This is a genomic window from Hymenobacter sp. BT559 (assembly GCF_017571525.1).
Taxonomy (GTDB): Bacteria; Bacteroidota; Bacteroidia; order Cytophagales; family Hymenobacteraceae; genus Hymenobacter; species Hymenobacter ginsengisoli.
On the sequence record NZ_JAGETY010000008.1, the window covers coordinates 49,369 to 62,625 of the forward strand.

Here is a 13,257-nt window from a genome sequence, read left to right on the forward strand (position 1 = left end):
CACCGCCTCTTACCTCACTGCAAATGTCTCATACCTGATAAAATGAAATACTGGAAGGGAATTGAAGAGCTGGACAACTCACCGGAGTTCGTAAAGAACGCCTTCGCCGAGTTTCCCGACTTTTTGCCGGTAAAAGAAGGCCGCGCCGGTCACGCCGATGATTCGTCGGTAGCCCCGCGCCGCGACTTCCTAAAGCTCATGGGCTTTGGCGTGGCTGCAGCTACCCTAGCTGCCTGCGAAACGCCGGTGCGCAAGGCTATTCCTTACCTCAACAAGCCGGAAGAAATCGACCCTACGGTTTCTAACTTCTACGCTTCTACCTACTTCACTGGGTCGGACTACAACGCGGTGCTGGTAAAAAACCGCGATGGTCGGCCAATTAAGCTAGAAGGTAACCCCGAGTCTCCGGTGACGCGTGGTGGCTTGTCGGCCCGCGCCCAGGCTGCCGTGCTTAACCTCTACGATGGTGGCCGCTTGCGGCACTTCATGGCGAAGGGCAAGCAGGTAGACTTCGATGAGCTTGACCGCGCCGTGCGTGCCGGCCTAGCCAGCACTACAGGTAAAACCGTGCTGGTTTCGCCGACTATCATCAGCCCAAGTACCAAGCGTGCCATTGCCGTGATGGCCGGCCGCGCCCGCAATTTCGAGCACGTTATGTACGACGTGAACTCGGCTTCGGCGTTAATCCAAGCAAATGGTGGCGTACTGCCAGCTTTTGACTTCAGCCGCGCTAATGTTATAGTTAGCTTAGGCGCTGACTTCCTAGGTACTTGGATTTCGCCAGTCGAGTATTCGCGTCAGTATATCACTAACCGTAAGGTAAGTAGCGACAAGCGTACTATGTCGCGCCATTTCCAGTTCGAGACTACGCTGTCGCTGACTGGTTCTAACGCCGATGTGCGCGTGCCGGTTAAGCCTTCGGAAATGGGCGCCGTAGCGCTAGCCCTGTATAACACGGTAGCGGGCGGTGGCTCGGTAGCTGGCTTGTCGCCTGCTGCTCAAAAGCAAGTAGCCCAAGCCGCCAAAGAGCTCCAAGCTAACCGCGGTGCTTCGTTGGTCGTATCGGGCTCGAACGACCCGGCTATTCAAACGGTAGTCGCTGCCATCAACCAATCGCTGGGTAACGTAGGCACTACACTCAACCTTACGGCACCGTCGTATGTGCGCCAGGGCGAAGACGCCCGCATGACGCAGTTCATTAATGACCTGAAGAGCGGAGCAGTAGGCACGGTAATTTTTTACCATGCTAACCCGGTGTTTAACCACCCGCGTGGTGCAGAGATTGAGGAGGCACTGAAAGGCAATAAGGCAGCACTCACAATTTCGCTCAATGACCGCCTTGATGAGACTGGCTGGCTTTGCCAGTATCAGGCACCCGACCATCATTGGCTTGAATCTTGGAACGACTTCGAACCCAAGCGTGGCTCGTTGAGCCTTGCACAACCGGCTATCACGCCGCTTTTCAAAACCCGTCAGGCCCAAGAAACCTTCCTGCGTTGGGGCGGCTCTAACGAGTCGTATTACAACTTCCTGAAAGATGGCTGGCGTACTGTGCTAGGGAGTAGCGGCTTCCAAACTGCCTGGGACAAGGCTGTACACGATGGTGTAGCTACTGGCTCGGCGCTCACTACCACCGCTTTTACTACGCCAGCACTAAGCATTGCTGATGCAACTGGTCGCTTGGGCGGTGGTATTAAGTCAGGTATCGAAGCCGTACTGTACGAAAAGGTTGGTATTGGTGAGGGTGGGGTAGAAGCAAATAACCCCTTCCTGCACGAACTACCTGACCCCATTTCGAAAGCTACCTGGGGCAACTACGTGGCTGTGCCGCGCAAGATGGCCGAGGAGCAGAAATGGAAGCAGAATGATGTAGTGAAAGTAACGGCTGGTGGTAAGAGTATTGAATTGCCGATACTTGTGCAGCCTGGCCAGGCCGATGGTACAGTAGGTATTGCTGTTGGTTACGGCCGCACCAAAGTTGGTAAAGTAGGTGATACGGTTGGTGCTAATGCATTCCCGCTGGCCCAGGCTACCCCTGCCGGTGTGATGTACTACAACACCGTTACGTTGGAGAAAACGGGTGCCACTAGCCCCATTGCTCAAACGCAAACCCACCACACTATCATGGACCGCCATGAGGTAGTACAGGAAAATACTCTGGCCAAATACCGTGAGAACCCAAAGGAGGTAACTGAGTACGAGCGCATCGCAACGCCTGAAGGTTTGGAAAAGCCTAATAAGGTTTCGCTATGGCAAGACTATCAGTACAATGACCACCACTGGGGTATGGCTATCGACCTTAACTCGTGCATTGGCTGCGGCTCTTGCGTGATTGGGTGCCAGACCGAAAATAATATTGCCGTAGTAGGTAAGCAGCAGGTTATTAACCGCCGCGAGATGCACTGGATGCGTATTGACCGCTACTACAGCTCAGCTCACCACGAAGATGAGTTCGAGAAGGAAGGCAAGCTGAAAACATACGCAGCTATGGAAGACCCTGCCGACAACCCGCAGGTAATCTTCCAGCCGATGCTGTGCCAGCACTGCAACCATGCCCCTTGCGAGACGGTATGCCCTGTACTGGCAACTACCCACAGCTCGGAAGGCTTGAACCAGATGACTTACAACCGTTGTGTAGGTACGCGCTATTGCGCCAATAACTGCCCATACAAAGTGCGTCGTTTCAACTGGTTCTCGTACTATTCTAATGAAAAGTTCGAAGACGTGAACGGCCATATGTTCACTGACCTCGGCCGCATGGTGCTGAACCCTGATGTAACGGTTCGCGCTCGTGGTGTGATGGAGAAGTGCTCGTTCTGCGTGCAACGTATTCAGCTTGGTAAGCTCGAAGCCAAGAAGCAGAAGCGTCGCCCGAAGGATGGCGAAGTCGTGACGGCCTGCGCTCAGTCATGCCCTACCGAGGCTATCCTCTTTGGTGACATGCGTGACCCATCTAGCCGCATCAGCCAACTGTTGCGCCGTGAGGATGGCGAACGTGCTTTCCACGTGCTCGATTCTATCAACGTACAGCCCAACATCACGTACCTGACCAAAATTCGCAACGGTGCGGCTGAGTTCTTCCCTACCGAAGAAAAAGAAAACGCCTAAGCCGCCACTGCCTGTTAAGTAAGAGTTAAGTCATAAATATTCATCACTATGCAGTACGTATCACCAGTACGTGAACCGCTCGTAACGAGTGGTAAGACGTACCACGACGTCACGCAGGATATCTGCTACCAGGTAGAAGCTGCGCCAAACATCCGCTGGATGGGTGCCTTGGGCGTAGCGCTCATTGGCCTAGCGATATTTTTCTACTCCGTATACCGGACGCTGTGGTACGGTATCGGTGAGTGGGGCCTGAATAAAACTATCGGTTGGGCTTGGGACATTACCAACTTCGTATGGTGGGTAGGTATCGGCCACGCCGGAACGCTGATTTCAGCTGTACTGCTGCTGTTCCGTCAGAAGTGGCGTTCGTCTATTAACCGCGCTGCGGAAGCTATGACGATTTTTGCTGTAATCTGCGCAGCAATGTTCCCGGTTCTGCATATGGGTCGGCCTTGGCTAGCCTTCTATGTGTTCCCTTTGCAAAACACGCTAGGTTCGCTCTGGGCAAACTTTAATTCACCGTTGTTGTGGGACGTATTTGCTATCTCGACTTACTTCACGGTGTCGCTGGTATTCTGGTACACGGGTCTGGTACCTGACTTTGCTACCATCCGTGACCGTGCGAAAGGCAAAATTGCCCGCGTAAGCTACTCGCTACTCAGCATGGGCTGGACCGGCTCGGCTAAGCACTGGTCGCGCTACGAAACGGTATCGCTGATTCTAGCGGGGGTTTCGACGCCGCTGGTACTGTCGGTGCACACTATTGTATCGATGGACTTTGCTACCTCGGTTGTACCTGGTTGGCACACCACTATCTTCCCGCCCTACTTCGTGGCTGGTGCTATCTTCTCGGGCTTTGCAATGGTACTGACGCTGATGCTCATTACCCGCGTAGTATTTAAGCTGGAAGACTATATCACGCTGGAGCACATCGCCCTCATGAATAAAATCATGATGGTAACTGGCTCTATTGTAGGCGTGGCTTATATCACGGAGTTCTTCATTGCCTGGTACTCTCAGGTTGAGTACGAGCAGTACTGCTTTATCAACCGTGCTACCGGCCCCTACTGGTGGGCTTATCTAAGCATGATGAGCTGCAACGTGCTGTCGCCCCAGTTCGTGTGGATTCGCCGCATTCGCTATAGCATCACGATGACGTTCATCCTGTCTATCATCGTGAACATCGGCATGTGGTTCGAGCGCTTCGTTATCATCGTGTCGTCGCTGCACCGCGACTACCTTCCCTCTTCGTGGGCTATGTTCTCGCCTACCATCATTGATATTGGTATTTACGTGGGTACTATCGGCCTGTTCTTTACCCTATTCCTGCTGTTTGCCAAATTCTTCCCGGTAATCAACATGGCCGAGGTAAAAACCATCCTGAAGTACACCGTAAACGATGGTCCTACTTATGGAGGCGCTAATGATGGCAGCCGAAACCCTAGCCTTCATACCTCGCCTGCTCCTTATTCTACGCCCGGCGTTCCGGCTTCGGCACCCGTAAACTACGATAAGCAAAATGACTAGCCCTGCCGTTACCACTGCCGTGCCAGCTACTATTGTGCACACCGAGCCGGCCACGCACAGTTCTACCAAGCGCTTCGCGCTAGGTATCTTCGACGATGAAGATGTGCTACTTCATGCCATCGACAACATTCGGGCTGCTGGCGTAAAGATTTACGATGTGTTCTCTCCTTATCCCGTGCACGGTATCGACGATGCACTAGGTATTGAGCGTTCACGCCTGCCAATTGCTGCGTTCTTCTATGGCATGTGCGGATTAGCCTTTGCACTATGGCTCCAGTTTTATACACTGGGCTTCGACTGGCCGATGATTATCGGTGGCAAGCCGCACATCTCGCTGCCCGCATGGATTCCAGTAAGCTTTGAGCTGACAGTGTTCTTTACCTGCCACGGCATGGTAATCACCTTCTACATGATTTCCAAGCTTTATCCACGCTTCAAAACGCCAGTACTAGACGTCCGCTCGACCGATGACAAGTTTGTAGTAGCCATCGAACTAGACGAGCAAAGCTCTCAACTGCCCAAGTTGACCCAGCTATTCCGCGAAAACGGGGCTAGCGAAGTCAATCAAAAGGAAATGACCAAATTCTAATGATGTCGCCTTCCCTCAAATACGGGCTGTCCGCGGCCTCGCTAGCCCTGAGCCTTGGCGTGGCATCGTGCTCACCCGACCCTAATAGCCCCGGCGTTGAATATGCGCCCGAGATGTACGAGTCGATTCCGTATGAGCCGCTGCGCCAAATCAGCTTCAATACGATTAATTCGTTTGGTATAAACCAGCGCACGCCCGCTAGTGGCACGGTGCCGCGTGGAAAGCTGGCTTACTTCGACCACATCCCTAAAGACAGTGTGGGCATCGCTGAACGTACACTCCGCAATCCTTATGCCTACACCAAGGCGAATATTGAGGAAGGACAAGTACTTTTCACTCGTTACTGCCAACACTGCCATGGTGAAAAAGGCGATGGACAGGGGCTAGTAGGGCAGAAATATAAAGGTGTGCCCAATTATTCCACAGGTGCTTACAAAACGATGAACGATGGTCATATCTACCACGTCATCGAATGGGGCAAAAACCGGATGATGCCTCACGGCTCACAAGTGAACCCTGAGGAGCGTTGGAAAATTGCGATGTACGTACACGTACTGCAGCTCAACAATGACCCGGCTGACCTTCCCAAGATTGTAAAAGTCACTGCCCCGGTAGATGCTACCGACGCGTCGGCTGGTAATGCATCAGCAATGACTGACCCAACCAACCAGAAAGGTGAAGGCAAAGCCAACGCCAAGACCCATTCCGACACACCCGGCCAGGGTGATAAAGCCCGCAACGGCAAGATGTAACTGACTTATGGCAACTCTGACTCATCATCACGAACCCGCCGCCATTGAGCAGCTAGCGCATAGCCCAAAGGCTCAGCGGACGTTTATGACCATTATTGGTGCCGGAGTATTGGTACTGATACTCGGCATTATCGCTGCCCTTATGCACTGGGGCGAGAGCCACGAAGTGGTTACGCATATAAATGCTGCCCATGACGCCGACACGCACGAAGGTCACTCGGTACTTGTCCGCCGCCTAGTTGTGAGCCTTTGGCAGAGCAACGTATTTTTCATCGGTATCTCGGTAGTGGGTACGGTGTTCATGGCTATCCAATACGTTTCTTATGCCGGCTGGTCGGTTGTAGTGAAGCGTATTAATGAAGCGCTGGGCGCTTGGCTTATTCCTGGTGGAGTATTGCTGGTTGTCCTTTTTGTTGTTGGCCGCCACGACATATTCCACTGGACCCATGAGGGCATCATGACTAAGGGTTCAGCCAACTACGACCGGATTGTGGCTGGTAAATCAGGGTTTCTCACGTTTGGTTTTTACCTCGTGCGAATGATTTCCTACTTGGTTATCTGGGGTGTATTTACGTGGCGCTTGCGTCAACTCTCACTGGCCGAAGACCTAAACGGTGGCACTAGCTACTTTCATACCAGTATAACCACTGCTGCGCTTTTCCTGGTTTTATTTGCTGTGACCTCATCTATGGCAGCTTGGGACTGGGTAATGTCAGTCGATGTGCATTGGTTCAGCACACTGTTTGGCTGGTATGTGTTCTCCTCTTGGTGGGTATCAGGCATTGCGGCTACCACGCTTATTGCCATTTTTCTGAAGCAGGCTGGTTACCTACGCTTCATGAACGCTAACCACTTCCATGACTTGGGCAAACTAATGTTTGGCTTCAGCATTTTCTGGACATATGTGTGGTTTGCTCAGTTCATGCTGATTTGGTACGCCAACCTACCCGAAGAGTCGGTGTACTTCAACCAGCGCCTAGGTGGCTTTGAAGGCCGCTACACGTGGTTGTTTTACGCTAACCTCGTTATCAACTTTGCCTTCCCCTTCTTAGCGTTGATGACTCGTGATGCTAAGCGCCAAATGATTATCATGAAAATCGTTTGTATCGCTATTCTCATAGGCCATTGGTCCGACTTCTATTTAATGATAATGCCGGGCACTATGAAGGGTGATAACGGGTTCCTCATTGAGATTGGCATTGCAATGATTTTCCTAGGAGCCTTCTTGATTCTGGTAACTCGTCGTTTGGCCGAGGCCTCGTTGATTCCAGTAAATCACCCCTTTGTTGAAGAAAGCGTTCATCACACCACTTAATTCAAGAGCTTAGATTTTTAGAACTTAGAGCTTGGCAAGTAAGAGCCTGCTAGCCCTAAGCTCTAAGTTCAGAATTCTACCTTTTATCCAATGACTTCTTTAACTATCCTGCTAGTTCTGGTGCTGCTACTGGTCGTATTCGGCCTGTTGTTCCGCCTCCAGATACTAACAGCTATTTTCTCTGGTTCCTACGTGCGTCAGATAGGCACCAGTAACCGCGTAAATGCGGTGCTGATGCTTGTATTCATGGTTGTCGGTGGAGCTGCTTTCTTCTGGTCATTTGCCGATAATTTCGATAAAATGAACCCCCCCATTGCTTCCATTCATGGCCATGCAATGGAGCGCATGTTCTGGACGACAATGATAGTCATTGGCATTGCTTTCGTTCTGACGCAAGTGCTGTTGTTCGTTTATTCCTATAAGTACCAGTACAAGGAAGGACGTCGTGCTTACTTCTTCTCGCACAACAACAAAATCGAGGTTATCTGGACGATTATCCCGGCTATTGTAATGGCCTCGCTGATTTTCGCTGGCTGGAAAGCTTGGACACGTATTACTGGCCCAGCTCCTAAAGATGCTATTGTGCTTGAGGTAATGGGTAAGCAGTTCAACTGGCTGGTTCGTTATCCCGGTCGCGATATGAAGCTTGGTGTAGTAAACTACCGGCTTATCGATGCTTCCAACGAGTTTGGATTTGACCTCAGCGATAAAGCTTCGATGGATGACTTCACTGCTTCAGAAATCCACGTTCCTAAAGGCCACCCGGTACTGATTAAAATTCGCTCGCGCGATGTGTTGCACGCGGTATATATGCCTCACTTCCGGGTACAGATGTATGCAGTGCCAGGTATGCCAACTCGTTTTTGGTTTACGCCTACGACTACCACTGATGAGATGCGTGCTAAGTTGGGTAACCCCAAGTTTAACTACGAACTGGCTTGCAATCAAATTTGTGGTAAAGGTCACTTTGCTATGAAGCTGAACATTGTGGTAGATGAGCCCGATGACTATGTAGCCTGGTTTGCAGCTCAGAGCCCAGTGTCTAAAAATGCTGATTTGATGGCCTCTTATAAGCAAATGAGCCAGCAAACTGGTTTAGGTAAGGGCGGTAGCCAAGGAGCTAAAGCTAACGCAATAGAGGAGACTGGCGAAACGCCTGCTCCGCTGGCTGCGCAAGCTTCGATGTAAGGTTTTTCTAAATAGTTAATTCATACACTATGTCTTCTAACGCTGGACCTACTACGGCGGGCATTGGCACGGCTCCGGTTCCTCATACCGAGCACGACGACCATCTGCACGACCACGAACACCATGACCAGCACTGGCTGTGGAAATACGTTTTCAGCCAAGACCACAAAATGATTGCTCGGCAGTTCCTCATTACAGGGATGCTTTGGGCTATCATCGGTGGGGTGTTGTCAAGCCTTTTTCGTTTGCAGCTAGGCTGGCCTGAGGCTACGCTTGATTGGCTACAGCCACTGCTCGGCAAATGGATTGAAGGTGGTAAGCTCAACCCTGAGTTCTACCTAGCGCTTGTGACTATGCACGGCACCATCATGGTGTTCTTTGTGCTGACAGCTGGCTTGTCAGGTACATTCTCTAACTTCCTGATTCCGCTGCAGGTAGGTGCCCGCGATATGGCATCGGGTTTCATGAACATGCTCTCGTACTGGTTCTTCTTCCTGTCGAGCGTGATTATGTTCTGCTCATTGTTCTTGGAGACAGGCCCCGCCTCAGCTGGTTGGACTATCTATCCTCCTTTGAGCGCCTTGCCTCAAGCCATTCCTGGTTCAGGTATGGGCATGACGATGTGGCTGGTAAGCATGGTATTCTTTATCGTGTCGCAGCTGCTAGGGGGGGTAAACTATGTGACTACCGTTATTAACCTGCGCACCCGCGGTATGAGCATGAGTAAGTTGCCGCTCACCATTTGGGCCTTCTTCCTTACTGCTATTCTCGGCATCCTGTCGTTCCCGGTACTCTTCTCGGCGGCTCTACTGCTTGTTTTCGACCGCTCGTTTGGCACTTCATTCTTCCTGTCAGACATCTACATTGCTGGTCAGGCATTGCACAACCAGGGTGGTTCACCTGTGTTGTTCCAGCACTTGTTCTGGTTCCTGGGTCACCCCGAGGTTTACATCGTAATCATGCCAGCAATGGGTATGGTATCAGAGATTCTGGCTACCAACGCCCGCAAGCCTATTTTCGGCTACCGCGCTATGATTGGCTCACTGATTGGTATTTCGCTGCTGTCATTCGTTGTGTGGGCTCACCACATGTTTGTGACCGGCATGAATCCCTTCCTAGGCTCGGTTTTCATGTTCCTGACATTGATTATTGCCGTGCCGTCTGGGGTTAAAGTATTTAACTGGCTAGCTACTTTATGGCGGGGCAACATCCGCTTTACTGCAGCTATGCTGTTCGCTATTGGATTTGTATCGCTGTTCATTTCGGGCGGCCTCACGGGTATTATCCTTGGCAACGCTACCCTTGATATTCAGATGCACAACACGTACTTCGTGGTAGCTCACTTCCACTTAGTAATGGGTTCGTCGGCATTCTTCGGCTTGTTTGCTGGGGTATATCACTGGTTCCCCAAAATGTTTGGCCGCATGATGGACGAGAAGCTAGGTTATATCCACTTCTGGTTGACCTTTATAGGGGTGTACTTGGTGTTCATGCCGATGCACTACGTAGGCATTGCTGGTTTCCCCCGTCGTTACTATTCTTGGACTGGCTTTGATGCTTTCTCGCAATTCGCTGACCTGAACAAGTTTATCTCGATTGCTGCTATCCTAGCATTCTTCGCGCAGTTCGTATTCATTTTCAATTTCTTCTACAGCATTTTCCGCGGCCGTCGCGCTACAGAAAATCCGTGGAACTCGACGACGCTGGAATGGACGACGCCCATCGTGCCCGGCCACGGCAACTGGCCTGGTGAGATTCCGGCCGTGTACCGTTGGCCCTATGACTATAGCAAGCCCGGTTCGGAGGTTGACTTCATCCCTCAAAATGTACCATACTCGCAGACGCCTTCTTCAAACCTGCCTTATGAGCGGGAACTGGCCGAGTAGTAGCTTAAAGTGACTTTGCCTGAACGGGCCGCCGCACCACGGCGGCCCGTTTCTTTTACTACTGAGCGCACATTTTATCAAGTCTGCCGGACTTTGTATTACGTGCCCGATGTTATTTCAAAAAGTATAGCATTATGGAAGAATCCGGATTTGGGCGCCGTTTTCGTTTTTGGAGTGTGCTAACGGTGGCAAGCATCTACCTGTTAATTCTGGTAGGTGGAATCGTGCGCGCTACGGGTTCGGGTATGGGATGCCCCGATTGGCCTAAGTGCTTTGGGCAATGGGTGCCACCTACCGAGGCCAGTCAACTTCCTGCTGATTATAAACAGGTATATACCGCACAGCGCGTAGCCAAAAATCAAAAGCTGGCTCGTACACTGGCTAGCCTGGGTTTTCGGCAAGTGGCCGGAGAAATATTCGCGCACCCTACGCAATACATTGAGACCGATTTTAATGCCACTAAAACCTGGATTGAGTATGTAAACCGATTGCTAGGGGCACTTATCGGCATCTTTGTCTTCGTGACAGCAGTAGTAGCACTACCTTATTGGCGGCGCGACCGTTCTGTATTCTGGTTGGCAGTAGTGAGCTGGCTGCTCACTGGCTTTCAGGGGTGGCTAGGGTCATTAGTTGTTTCGACCAACTTGTTACCCATCATGGTGACGATTCATATGGGGCTAGCGCTGCTTATTGTGGCACTGCTGCTATACGCAGCGCACCGGGCTCGGTGGGCCAATGCTGAAGAGGCGTTGAACCGGCAAATAGAATTGGAGACGCTAGGGGGGCAGGATGATGAAGAGGTAGCCACGGCCACTGGCCTGCGTTGGCTGCTGTGGATAGCCTTGTTAGTAACGTTTGTTCAGATTATTCTCGGCACACAGGTACGTGAGCAAATTGACCAGATTGCCTCGGCGGCAGGCTATGCGCAGCGTAGCACCTGGGTTGATAAGCTAGGTAGTGTATTCGAGTCTCACCGCACGCTGTCGGCGATTGTGGTGCTCGTAAACGTATATGTAGGATACCAGCTGTGGCAACTGGAAGTGCCAGTGTTACGAAAGCTTTTGGTGGCCACCTGGGTGATACTAGGGCTGGAAATGGTGGTTGGTATTACGCTAGCCTATTATGCACTGCCGGCTTTTGAGCAGCCTGTGCATCTGACGTTGGCAACATTGCTTTTTGGTGCCCAGTTTTTGACGCTATTGGCTTTGCGAAGACTGGCCAAGCTGGGAGCACTTCCGGTTGCCCATACGCTGCAAGCTGCCCAGTAATGCCCGGGCTAGCCCCGGTAAGGCGTACCTTTGCAGCAGCAATTCTCTCAGGTTAATGACGAAGGCCCGCGCCTATTTTCAACTGCTCAAGTTCCGGCTTTCCTTTACGGTAGCGTTTTCGAGTGCCCTAGGCTACCTACTGGGCCTAGCCACACCGAACTGGAGCCGGGCGCTGCTAGTGCTGCTAGGCGGGCTACTTGTTACTGGAGCGGCCAATATTATCAATCAGGTTTTCGAGAAAGACCTTGATAAGCTGATGAAGCGCACCGAGAACCGGCCGTTGCCTACCGGCCGCATTTCGCCCACTGAGGCTTGGGTCTTTTGTGTAGTGCTAGCGGTGGCAGGGTTAGCCTTGCTCGCCTACTTCTTCAATCCGCTCACGGCGGCGCTCTCGCTGCTTTCGCTCATTCTTTACGGGTTCATCTATACCCCGCTCAAAACCGTGTCGCCGGTGTGCGTGGCCGTAGGAGCCATTCCGGGCGGGCTACCGCCGCTCATTGGCTGGGTAGCGGCTACCGGCTACTTAGGAGAGGCAGCATGGGTATTATTTGGAATCCAGTTTATGTGGCAGTTTCCGCACTTCTGGGCCATTGCCTGGGTAGCTGATGACGACTACAAGCGAGCTGGCTTCAAGATGCTGCCCTCGCCCGGCGAGCGCGATTTGCGCACGGCTTTCCAGATTATGACCTACACGGTACTGCTCATTCCGGTGTCGTTGCTGCCGCTGGTACTGGGCATCTCGGGGCGTGTATCGGCAGGGGTAGCGCTGGTATGCGGGGTGTTATTTACTATGCTTACGGTGCGGCTTATGCGTACCCAAGACCGTAAGGCTGCGCTTAGCATCATGTTTGCCTCGTTTCTCTATTTGCCCATCGTGCAAATCGCGCTGCTTTTAGATAAAGTTTGATTTTTAGTTGGGCATTTGTTGTTAGGAAGTAGGCAGCTACTCACGGACAACGACCCTAGCTGACACTGATTATAACCCAATATTTTTCTGACATGAATACTTCTGAAGCCACCTTGGCCGATAAAGAATTGGGACTAGGCTGGCACCCTAAGCGGGTGTTGCTCATTCTCTTGATTTTCAGCATCGTCATGATGTTTGCTGCGTTTACCAGCGGCTACATCGTGCGCCGCGACGAAGGCAACTGGCGCGAGTTTGACTTGCCCATGAGCCTGCTGTTCAACTCTATCGTCATTGCCCTTAGTAGCGCAGCAATGCAGTTTGCCTACTACTCGGCCAAGCACGACGAAATAAAGCGTGCTAATCTAGGCCTGCTCCTTACCATAGTGCTAGGAGTGGTGTTTCTGTTCGGGCAGCTGCACTCGTGGAGCGACCTGGTGGCGGGGCACACCTTCTTTGGCGGTGCTGACGCTAACCCTTCGGGCTCGTTCGTGTACGTGCTGATGGGCGTGCACGCTTTCCACCTCATTACGGGCCTCATTTTCGTGGGCGTGGTTTTGAAGCGCAGCCTTAAGTATCAGGTACATTCGCGGGCAATGCTCTCGATTGGCAACGCTACCTTGTACTGGCACTTCCTGGGTGGGCTTTGGCTGTACCTGTATTTGTTCCTACTTTTGAACCACTAAACGGGATTTTGGCGTAAGCCCGCCTGTCCAACTG

The 13,257-nt window shown here is 51.9% G+C and carries 10 protein-coding genes; all 10 read left to right on the forward strand.

Annotated features, from left to right (window positions below; all coding sequences use genetic code 11):
• Window positions 1–42: 42 nt before the first annotated feature.
• The 10 genes from J4D99_RS12385 to J4D99_RS12430 all read left to right on the forward strand — a co-directional run bounded on the left by J4D99_RS12385 (window position 43) and on the right by J4D99_RS12430 (window position 13,223).
• Window positions 43–3,108 carry a TAT-variant-translocated molybdopterin oxidoreductase gene (locus J4D99_RS12385; RefSeq protein ID WP_213019561.1) on the forward strand — a complete coding sequence of 1,022 codons (3,066 nt, stop codon included), beginning with the start codon at window positions 43–45 and terminating at the stop codon, window positions 3,106–3,108.
• Window positions 3,109–3,156: 48 nt separating this feature from the next.
• Window positions 3,157–4,635, forward strand: coding sequence for an NrfD/PsrC family molybdoenzyme membrane anchor subunit (nrfD, locus tag J4D99_RS12390; RefSeq protein WP_208132029.1), 1,479 nt, complete (start codon window positions 3,157–3,159; stop codon window positions 4,633–4,635).
• Window positions 4,628–5,224: a DUF3341 domain-containing protein gene (locus J4D99_RS12395; protein WP_208132030.1), complete on the forward strand. Its 597-nt coding sequence runs from the start codon at window positions 4,628–4,630 to the stop codon at window positions 5,222–5,224. Before nrfD ends, J4D99_RS12395 begins: the two co-directional genes overlap by 8 nt.
• 2 nt (window positions 5,225–5,226) lie before the next feature.
• On the forward strand, window positions 5,227–5,976 hold the full coding sequence (locus J4D99_RS12400) for a c-type cytochrome (protein WP_208132031.1): 750 nt from the start codon (window positions 5,227–5,229) through the stop codon (window positions 5,974–5,976).
• A 7-nt stretch (window positions 5,977–5,983) separates the two neighbouring features.
• Complete coding sequence (locus tag J4D99_RS12405; RefSeq protein WP_236018643.1) at window positions 5,984–7,291, forward strand: quinol:cytochrome C oxidoreductase; 1,308 nt, start codon at window positions 5,984–5,986, stop codon at window positions 7,289–7,291.
• A 90-nt stretch (window positions 7,292–7,381) separates the two neighbouring features.
• Window positions 7,382–8,479, forward strand: a complete 1,098-nt coding sequence (locus J4D99_RS12410) for a cytochrome c oxidase subunit II (protein ID WP_208132032.1) — start codon at window positions 7,382–7,384, stop codon at window positions 8,477–8,479.
• A 29-nt stretch (window positions 8,480–8,508) separates the two neighbouring features.
• A complete protein-coding gene (locus J4D99_RS12415; RefSeq protein ID WP_208132033.1) occupies window positions 8,509–10,365 on the forward strand; it encodes a cytochrome c oxidase subunit I in 1,857 nt (618 codons plus the stop codon).
• 176 nt (window positions 10,366–10,541) lie between these two features.
• Window positions 10,542–11,633, forward strand: coding sequence for a COX15/CtaA family protein (locus J4D99_RS12420; RefSeq protein ID WP_345229273.1), 1,092 nt, complete (start codon window positions 10,542–10,544; stop codon window positions 11,631–11,633).
• Between the two features lie 55 nt (window positions 11,634–11,688).
• On the forward strand, window positions 11,689–12,540 hold the full coding sequence (cyoE, locus tag J4D99_RS12425) for a heme o synthase (protein WP_208132035.1): 852 nt from the start codon (window positions 11,689–11,691) through the stop codon (window positions 12,538–12,540).
• Between the two features lie 92 nt (window positions 12,541–12,632).
• Complete coding sequence (locus tag J4D99_RS12430; protein ID WP_208132036.1) at window positions 12,633–13,223, forward strand: cytochrome c oxidase subunit 3; 591 nt, start codon at window positions 12,633–12,635, stop codon at window positions 13,221–13,223.
• Window positions 13,224–13,257: the final 34 nt, after the last annotated feature.